Consider the following 6,653-nt stretch of genomic DNA (forward strand, 5'->3'; position numbering starts at 1 on the left):
TGCAGGCATCTTTGCAGATATTGCTATGCCAACAATGATAACAGGCTTGTTATGGAGAATGCAAAACGTCATGATCCTGACTCGCCATTTCTAATTGGAGGCTATGAAGACGGTGATATCATTCATGAAGTAGAACAAGAATCCTGGATAGATTCGCAGATGTCATTATTTGATCTATAATATAACGTAATGGCCCAAAGTCGTTTTGATTAGGACTTTTCAACGTCATAATATGTAACGAGCAAAAGGCGAAGCGTTTGCGAGTTTGACTTGCAAAAAATAAAGATCAAAGGTGACTTCTATGAATTTTGTAAGAAAATATCTGCCCTCAGATTTACTTGCTGTAGCTCTTGTAACAGCAATGGTCTTTGCGGCGGAATATCTTGGTGAAAAAGAAATAATATTCCCTGAAATGGCAGCCTTATCCGTAGGCTATCTTGTAGCTGTAAAGCGAAGCTGGATGGTAAATGGAAGGAGGATGCTTTTTCTTATAACGGCAAGTGCCGTTACAGGCGTCCTTATTGTCAGATATGTAAATATGGGATTATATCCTCAGATTGTGCTGGCATTTATAATAAGTCAGATAGTATTTTTATATTCAGGAACTACTTTTGCTCCCTTTGTTTCTGCAATTGTGCTTCCTGTGATGCTTCAGACTACTAGCTGGGTGTATCCGATTGCAGCATTTATATTAACCTTTATTTTGGTAATTAGTCATAAGCTGCTTATAAGATGCGGTTTTCGCATTGACGAAGCATATAAGCCTGTGATCCTTAATTCCAAAGACGATCATATCGATCTTGTACTTAGAGTTATAATTGTTGCCATTTTAGGCTTTGCAGCACTTAAATTTGGAATGAAATTTATGATAGCACCGCCTTTGCTTGTGGCATTTACAGAAGTTTCAAGACCTCGTAATCGCACTAGAAATCATCCGGTAAAGGCTGTATCACTTGTCAGCTTATGTGGACTTACAGGAGCGCTTGTAAGATACTTATTTAATATAAAAATGGGATTATCGCTTACTCTTTGCGCGGTAATAATAATGACTGTATCTCTTTGCATAATACATATCTTTGGTATGTATATGCCCCCTGCAGCGGCAATTGCAATACTAAGTCTGCTTATACCGGAAGAAGCGGTTATCATGTTTCCGGTTCAGGTATTTGCCGGAATAGCAATAATTATGGCATGTTCAAGACTTTTGTTTATGAGAAGGCAGGAGAGAAAATTGCTAGAGCAAGATCACGAACTGGATGCAAAATGAAACTTCTATATCTGTGACTAGTAATAAGCAATATCTGAGAAGAAAAAAATAGCAATAATTGTAAAATGATAATAGGCTTACCATAATGATTTACTCAATATGGTAATTCTATTATTTTTTTCAGTGAGAGAAGGCTCCGCTTCTTTAAGTGGGGATTATGACAAACTTGATTTAGGGGGATTTATTTATGGAGGCTTTATTTCATATACCAGGGCTAAGGTATAATTTTCCACTTAACATGCTTCTCATAGACATGTTAGAAAGGTTTCCGAAGTATTTCAGAGAAGGTATCAGGATTGCTTCATGTTTTGGCGATTTTCCGGCATCACTTTGGAGTAGTGGCAGATACAGCGCAGGAGATCAGTGCGCAAGAGAATATGTTACAGGCGTTGTAAGAGCTATTAATGCAAAGAATGTTGCTGTAAGATACACCTATACCAATCCGTCTATCACAGAAGAAGACCTTGAGAACGAGTACTGCAATTTCTGCCTTGATCAGATCGATACTAAAAAGAAGATGAACGGAGTACTTGTAGTATCTCCGATACTCGAAGAGTATATAAGAAAGACTCATCCAGACCTTAAGCTCAACAGCTCTACCTGTAAGTGCATCAGAACTATTGACGGTGTCAATGAAGAGCTGAAAAAAGACTATAATCTAGTAGTTCTTGATTACAACATGAACAACCATTTTGATGAACTTGAAAAAATCATTGATAAGGAAAGATGCGAAGTTTTAATAAACGCCTGCTGCATTCCGGACTGCCCAAGAAGAGCAGAGCATTACAGAGTTATAGGTGAGAACAACAGGATCACTTTAGAGAATAGAAAGCTTCCAAAGGATAAGCAAAAAGCTCTTATTCCATGGGAATGCTCCTACGGCGATAACTCAATGCCGTCCATTACAAGGAAGTACAAAACTCACATAAGCCCTGATGCAATCTGGGAAAAGTATATTCCAATGGGCTTTAAGAATTTTAAGATCGAAGGAAGAACAGCTAACATCTTTTCTCTTGTAAAGACTTATGCCTACTACTTTGCAAAGCCTGAGTACAGGGATGATGTAGAGCTTTTGCTTCTTACAAACCTTGCTGCTAATAAGATTATCAATCTCTCAAGGCCTAAGGCAGTTAGAGAGTAAATAAGCCAGATCGTCCATATATTAAGGTATCGTCCCCCTTCGGATTTGCCGGAGCTGACAGTTCATAATTATTTTACGAATCTTGATAGTTTTATTAATTCAAGGCATGATATCTGAATATTTATATTCCAGGGTCCGAAACTCGCTGAAGCTCAGACATGCGGACCCTATGCAGAATATAAATATCCAGCTATCAAGCTCTTGAATTTAATAAAACTCTCAAAGATGCGTAAATTAATTATGAACTGTCAGCTCCGGCAAATCCTAAGGGGTTTTTAATTTATCTAACAATTGAATAGATCCTGAATATGCCGGGATCCGCAGCAAGCTTGAATACTGCTTCGTCGCCTTCATAATAGAGCGGTTCTATACGGCTATTCTCCATAGGGAAGCGCTTTGGAGATGCTTCTAAGGCTTTGGCGCCTGCGACGTGTACGAGTATTTCTTCATGCTGTACGTTGTCCATTACATAAGGATATACGATGAAGAAATCGTTGTCGTAGGCAAAGAGGCTGATTCTGGAAGGTCCCTCGAACCATATTCCATTAACAGGAAGTGCCTGTCTTATGCGGCTAAGAACAGGAGATGGCATTCTGTAATAATCAGGGAATGCGTCAGGTGCTGCAATAGTCCAGATATGTCCGTCGCAGTAATCATCGCGTAATAGAATTCCAAAGCTTTCTTCATCGCATGAAGCCTTGACAACAGCCCATGTAGAGTTGTTTCTAAACTCAGCTACAGGGATAGTTACAGGTTTATCTCCATATGGGAACAAGTATGTTGAGTTTCCACTGCTTACTGCGCTTTCAATTCTGTATCTGTTTGCACTTATCTTTCTTCCGCGAAGTCTTATGGATGTAAGGTCATAGCCCTTTTGGGATGCTGCTTCCCAGAAGCCCGTTGTTACAAGGACGTTGCCGCCCTTTTCTCTAAGGTACTTCTCAAGCTTTTCAATAATATCAGGATCATAAGCTGATGATCTTGTGAGCATGATCTGATCTTCTTTGTCCGGAAAATAAGGACTGCATACTATAGGAAGTCCAACCATTCCAAGGAAGTCCTGAATGTTGTCTTCACCCTGGCAGTTATCAGGCAGATAACAGGTGATTCCAACAGGTCTGCCTGCCTTGTCCATAACATCATCGAGCTTATCAAGCTGGAAGCCAAGAGATGGAGTGAACATGTTGTCATATATAGACTGGAAGCAGAAGAGCATAAGCTCTTTAGGTCTTGAGAAAGCAGTAAGATAAGCCTGCTCAAGATAGTGCTCTGTGATATGCATATCAAAAGTATCAAACCAGCCGCCGCCGTTGTGACCTGGCCACATATTCTCAAAATAGGTCATGAGGCTGTAGCTAAGATATCTTGGAAGATGCTGATCTGTTGATACAGGATCTCTTGTCTCAGTACCGGTATAGATGTTGTCAAAAAGCTTTCGCTGTTCCTTGGGATTATATCCTGTTTCCTGATAGCTTTCTGCCCAGTTGGGGTATTTGATAGTGATCTTAATGTTTGGATTAGCCTGCCTTGCAGGAGCGATCATATCTTCCTCACTGATCTTTTTTAGAAGATCAAGGCGGTATTCCTGCCATCCGCTCTTTATTCCATGAGCCTTGTTATAGGCATTTTTGGCCTTTATGCATTCAGGGCACATACAGTTTGTAAAGAAGAAGTCATCGATTATGAACTCATCGAAATGCTCTCCTATAAAGCTGGTAACTTCGCGAAGTTTTGCCCTCATCTTTGAATCGTTGTAGCAGAAGGTATCAAAAAGTCTTGCTTTAGGCTTATCACCTTCAGGAGTTGGAATTACAGTAGTGATGCCGCCTGCAACCTTGATATTGTGTCTGTTGAAGACTTTTTTGCACATCTCAACCTGCTCATGTGAAGCCATAAGACCGCGCCATGGCTCAAGGTATACCTTATCAAGTCTTATGTGCTTAAGGATAAAAGAAAGCTGTTTCTCAAGTTCTTCTTCTGTAATAGTAGCAGTTGCCTGAGCTACGAAGTACGTAGTCAGAGTGAAGTTACGATAGTTCCCCATAAAAAAGTATCTCCTTCCTATATATTAAATTCAATTGATATTAATTATTACATGTATACTTTATGTATACAATATGTTTGACATTAAAAGGAAATTGGGACAGATTCCGTATAAAAAATAAGTTTGCTAAAGATCTCGATTGGGAACCAGCTAGTACGCAAACGGCGGATTCACTTAAAAAAGTTTTGAAATAAAAATGCGAAAAATGTTCCAGCATTGAATAAGGAGAAAACTAGAGATTTTCTGAGAATGATTCTTCAGAAAGCCTCTTTTTTTCAGTGTTCGGATATAGTATCATCAAAGAAATAACTCATCGAAGCCTTGACCCGGCCCTAAGGGCATACCGTAACATAACAATCAACGAGAAAGCTGACTGGCAGCAGTGAAAATTATTATGGAGGTATGACTTTTGTCACTTCGTTCCAAAAGTCATGTAAATAGGCCAATTGAGAACACCTTCGGTGCCTAGCCTATTTAACTACCGATTCACTTTCTTACGAAATCTGCAGCAAATGCAGATTTCTATTTCAAGGTTGCGAAAACATATACTAATGGGAACTGTTATTATGGAAAAAGAAAACACGCAGCAGATTTATACTGATGAGGCTAATAGCTATGAATACATTGGGTGCTCTATAGCGAAAGGAGAACTTACTCCACCAGGCGGAACAATCTATGAAAGCCGTAATATTGTACTTGCAGCTGATCCTGAAGTTCCGATACCGGGCTTTTTTATAATAACAGGAAGAAGGCACGTAAACTCTTTTTCTATGTTGTATAAAGAAGAGTGGATGGAGATGGGTGAAGTTATTTCAAAAGCAGAAAGAGCTATCAAGAATCTCGGACTTGCTCAGGAGATCACTCTGGTTCAGGAGGAGCGATCTAAGCATTTTCACATCTGGATATTCCCGACTAAGGATTGGATGATAGAAAAGTTTGGAAGAGGAGTCAGCTGTCTCAGAGACATTTCAAGATATGCTATGGAAAATGCGACTGGGAGCGACTGGGAAGAAGTTGAAGAGGCGGTAAGAGAAATAAGAGCAGAATTTTATAAGGGGAATTATGAATACTAAAATTAATATAATTGATCATAAAGATATAGAATCCTGTAACACTAGTTTTAATATGAGCGATAAGGCCATCAAACTTCCTGAGCGCCTTTCAAGAACTACAATCTATGAAAGCGACTACGTGAGCCTTTATACAGATAGAGTAAAGCTTCCAAGCGGTCAGATCATAGAGAAATATCACCAGATCCATTATCCAAGAGAAGGAGTATCCATCGTAATCTTTAACGACAAGGACGAGATCCTCATGATCAGGGAGATGAGATATTCCGCAGGGCGTCTTGAATGGGAGATTCCGGCTGGAGGCGTGGAAAAAGGTGAAGCGATTGAAGATGCTGCAAGGCGCGAAGTTATGGAAGAGACAGGCTGCATTGTTAAAGACCTTAAATTCCTGTGCTCTCAGACGCCATCAAACGGAATGACCGATCAGGTGATGCACGTGTTCGGCGCCAGGGTTGAAAGCGAGGGCACTATCAAGGACGTTGATGAAGTTGCAGACAAAGTATGGATGCCTGTTAGTGAAGTTAAAGAACTTCTTAAAAATAACGAGACCAAAGATGGCATCGCTATACTTGCTATACTATTTGCATTGGAATTCTACGAAAGATAATAGACATATTCTTATGATTATGATCAGCAGGTAAATAGTCTGATCAAAAGTCATAAAAAAGATATTAGTATTTTTTTAGGAGAAAGATTTGTTAGAAGTAAAAGAAAAGAATTTAGACAGAAGAGAGTGGTATAACGACACACAACGCGACTTTAAATGCATGTACCAAAAGGATGAATATTTCGAAGGCGGAGTAGGACTTATTACATTTACTGGATTAACTGAGCCTGAGATGGTGGATAGTCCCAAAGGAGAGCTTTGTATAGCAGATAATGGGTATCAGTGGCTTGAACTTGCACCTAAAGGCGGTAACTATGTGATCACTTCAATGTTCCGCAAAGGTGAGATTTTCCAGCACTACATTGATATTACTCTTAGAAATGATATAGCTGAAAATGGCGATGCAAAATTCTACGACTTATTCCTTGACGTAGTTGTATCCGAAGACGGCAAAGCTCAGACTATAGATCAGAACGAGCTAGAAGAAGCTTATAATGATGGCGTCATTACCAAAGAAGAACTCG

Annotated in this window: 6 protein-coding genes and 1 pseudogene; 6 read left to right on the plus strand and 1 reads right to left on the minus strand. The window is 39.6% G+C overall.

What is annotated here, in order from left to right; translation table 11 throughout:
- The 3 genes and pseudogenes from K6G87_RS08590 to K6G87_RS08600 form a co-directional block, all read left to right on the plus strand.
- Positions 1–180: pseudogene (locus tag K6G87_RS08590) on the plus strand (DUF1848 domain-containing protein); the annotation flags it as partial.
- A 121-nt stretch (positions 181–301) separates the two neighbouring features.
- Complete coding sequence (locus K6G87_RS08595) at positions 302–1,267, plus strand: hypothetical protein (RefSeq protein WP_296835894.1); 966 nt, start codon at positions 302–304, stop codon at positions 1,265–1,267.
- Positions 1,268–1,454: 187 nt separating this feature from the next.
- A complete protein-coding gene (locus K6G87_RS08600; protein ID WP_296835897.1) occupies positions 1,455–2,408 on the plus strand; it encodes a hypothetical protein in 954 nt (317 codons plus the stop codon).
- 280 nt (positions 2,409–2,688) lie between these two features.
- Here K6G87_RS08600 and K6G87_RS08605 read toward each other — a convergent pair whose 3' ends face one another.
- A complete protein-coding gene (locus K6G87_RS08605; RefSeq protein ID WP_296835900.1) occupies positions 2,689–4,452 on the minus strand; it encodes a hypothetical protein in 1,764 nt (587 codons plus the stop codon).
- Between the two features lie 566 nt (positions 4,453–5,018).
- Between K6G87_RS08605 and K6G87_RS08610 the strand changes: the two genes are divergently transcribed.
- The 3 genes from K6G87_RS08610 to K6G87_RS08620 all read left to right on the plus strand — a co-directional run.
- The gene (locus tag K6G87_RS08610; RefSeq protein WP_296835903.1) at positions 5,019–5,525 is read left to right on the plus strand and encodes an HIT family protein; all 507 of its coding nucleotides are present in this window, start codon (positions 5,019–5,021) and stop codon (positions 5,523–5,525) included.
- Positions 5,515–6,129, plus strand: a complete 615-nt coding sequence (locus tag K6G87_RS08615; protein ID WP_296835906.1) for an NUDIX hydrolase — start codon at positions 5,515–5,517, stop codon at positions 6,127–6,129. Before K6G87_RS08610 ends, K6G87_RS08615 begins: the two co-directional genes overlap by 11 nt.
- Positions 6,130–6,217: 88 nt before the next feature.
- Positions 6,218–6,653 (plus strand): DUF402 domain-containing protein (locus K6G87_RS08620; protein ID WP_296835909.1); only part of this gene is annotated, 436 nt, incomplete at its 3' end.

Source organism: Butyrivibrio sp. (assembly GCF_024699075.1).